The sequence below is a fragment of the Azospirillum sp. B506 genome (assembly GCF_000333595.1).
GTDB lineage: Bacteria > Pseudomonadota > Alphaproteobacteria > Azospirillales > Azospirillaceae > Azospirillum.
In genome coordinates this window covers 1-2,509 of record NZ_BADK01000101.1, presented here as the reverse complement: position 1 = coordinate 2,509, position 2,509 = coordinate 1, and the positions used below count along the sequence as shown (strand labels likewise).

2 protein-coding genes and 1 pseudogene are annotated in these 2,509 nt (G+C 66.9%); all 3 read left to right on the top strand.

Annotated elements, in window-relative coordinates:
- The coding region (gene guaA / locus I71_RS03800) for a glutamine-hydrolyzing GMP synthase (RefSeq protein WP_042690846.1) at positions 1-1,390 on the top strand (1,390 nt) is incomplete at its 5' end.
- A gap of 219 nt (positions 1,391-1,609) precedes the next feature.
- Positions 1,610-1,813, top strand: a pseudogene (locus I71_RS36780) (transposase); the annotation flags it as partial.
- 502 nt (positions 1,814-2,315) lie between these two features.
- Positions 2,316-2,509 (top strand): hypothetical protein (locus I71_RS39095; protein ID WP_042690845.1); only part of this gene is annotated, 194 nt, incomplete at its 3' end.

The following is a 2,509-nucleotide window of genomic DNA, read 5'->3' as shown; positions in this document are numbered from 1 at the left end:
GGCGCCGGCCTCCGTCACCGAGGCGAACGGCCCGCGCGCACCGCAGGCGGTGTTCGACCTGAAGGTTCCTGTGCTCGGCATCTGCTACGGCCAGCAGACCATGTGCCACCAGCTCGGCGGCGCCGTTTCCGGCTCCGACCACCGCGAGTTCGGCCGTGCCTTCATCGAGATCAAGGAGCCCTGTGCCCTGTTCGACGGGCTGTGGGAGATCGGGTCGAAGGAACAGGTGTGGATGAGCCACGGCGACCGCGTCACCGCCCTGCCCGACGGCTTCCGCGCCGTGGCAATCAGCGATGGCGCGCCCTTCGCCGCCATTGCCGACGACAGCCGCCGCCTGTACGGCGTGCAGTTCCACCCGGAAGTGGTGCACACCCCGCACGGCGCCCAACTGCTGGCGAACTTCGTCCACCGCGTCGCCGGCATCAAGGGCGACTGGACCATGGCCGCCTTCAAGCAGCAGGCCATCGAGAAGATCCGTGCCCAGGTCGGCAAGGGCAAGGTGATCTGCGGCCTGTCGGGCGGCGTCGATTCGTCGGTCGCGGCCGTGCTGATCCATGAGGCCATCGGCGACCAGCTGACCTGCATCTTCGTCGACACCGGGCTGATGCGCGCCGGCGAGTCGGAAGAGGTCGTGCGGCTGTTCCGCGACCATTACAACATCCCGCTGGTCCACCGCGAGGCGGCCGACCTGTTCCTCGGCAAGCTGGCCGGTGTCACCGACCCGGAACAGAAGCGCAAGATCATCGGCGGCCTGTTCATCGAGGTCTTCGACGAGGAGAGCGCCAAGGTCGGCGGCGCGGAGTTCCTGGCTCAGGGCACCCTCTATCCCGACGTGATCGAGAGCGTGTCCTTCACCGGCGGCCCGTCGGTGACCATCAAGTCGCACCACAATGTTGGCGGCCTGCCGGAGCGGATGAAGCTGAAGCTGGTGGAGCCGCTGCGCGAGCTGTTCAAGGACGAGGTCCGGGCACTCGGCCGCGAGCTTGGCCTGCCGCCGGCCTTCATCGGCCGCCACCCCTTCCCTGGCCCGGGCCTCGCCATCCGCGTCCCCGGCGAGATCACCCCGGAGAAGCTGGAGATTCTGCGCAAGGCCGACACGATCTATCTGGAGGAAATCCGCAATGCCGGCCTCTATGATGCGATCTGGCAGGCCTTTGCCGTTCTGCTGCCGGTCCGGACCGTCGGCGTGATGGGCGACGGCCGCACCTACGACCATGTGCTGGCGCTGCGCGCGGTGACCTCCACCGACGGCATGACCGCCGACTGGTACCCCTTCCCCCACGACTTCCTGGCGCGCGTGTCCAACCGCATCGTCAACGAGGTCCGCGGCGTCAACCGCGTTGTCTACGACATCACGTCCAAGCCGCCCGGCACCATCGAGTGGGAGTGACGGATACAAGCGGCGGCAATACCGTAGTTTCGGCGGTGATTTTCGCCGCCGCTCAATTGCCGCTCTCGTCCGTTTTTTGCTCCCATTGAGCTGGCCTTTTCCATTTCTGTCTCGCAGGATCGATCTGTGCGCGCTCTCAGAGCCTGACCCGAAAAGAATTGAGTGATTTCAGTCTCTTGTGATTCGATCGATGTTGCGAAGCATGACGAATGACAGACGATGTGGACTGAAGTCACCCGAGCGCAGTATCGGCGGAAAGGCTTGCGGTACTTAAGCGACACGACGGACGCAGAGTGGGCGGTGCTCGAACCTCTCCTTCCAGCGGCTCGGCGCTTGGGTCGGCCGCGGACGATCGACATGCGCGAGATCGTGAACGGCCTCCTCTTTCTGGCGACCTCCGGGTGCCAGTGGCGGCAATTTCCTTCTGGTCGGTCTGCAGAAGGCGCGCCACGCCCCGGATGGACGGAGGCTTCCATGTGTCGGCCTTCAAGGGGCCGGCGTCCAGCGGATCCGGGGACGTCCGGTGCCGGCTTGTGGCCCACGCCCGCACCGTTGATCGGCCGCCGGAGAAACCCCGGCCGCCGATCTCGCGCGTGGCGTTTCGCTGACCTTCGACCCAGCGGTGCTCCAAATGCTCGAGATGCGGCGCGAGGATACCCCCGCCGCCCGATGGGCGCGCCCAGGTACCAGGGCCACCGTCGCGCAGCCATGCCCGCACTGTCTTGTGATCCAGGGTGCAACGCCGGGCGATCGCGCTGACCGTGGCGCCAGCGTCCGCCGGCCGTCGGACCTCCGCGTAGCGGGCGTGACGGGGAGCGTGCGTGGCCGCATTCCTCACGTCCCGTGTCGACGGCTTCGCGGGCGCCTGGGCGATCGGAACTGTGCCTGTCGATGTGCAAGCAATCGCAGCGCGTCGGACAGCAGCATGGTGGGCGCCGACCGCCGCGCACATGGCGTCACCGAGATTGCGCAGGAGATGCCAACGGTCTGCGACATGGACCGCACTCCTCGCACCTTGGCTGGCGCCGTTGGCATACACGTCAGCCCGGCCGCGAACAATCACTTCCACCCCAGGGTGTGCGTGCAGCCATGCGACGAAGCTGGAGGCGTCCCGATCCG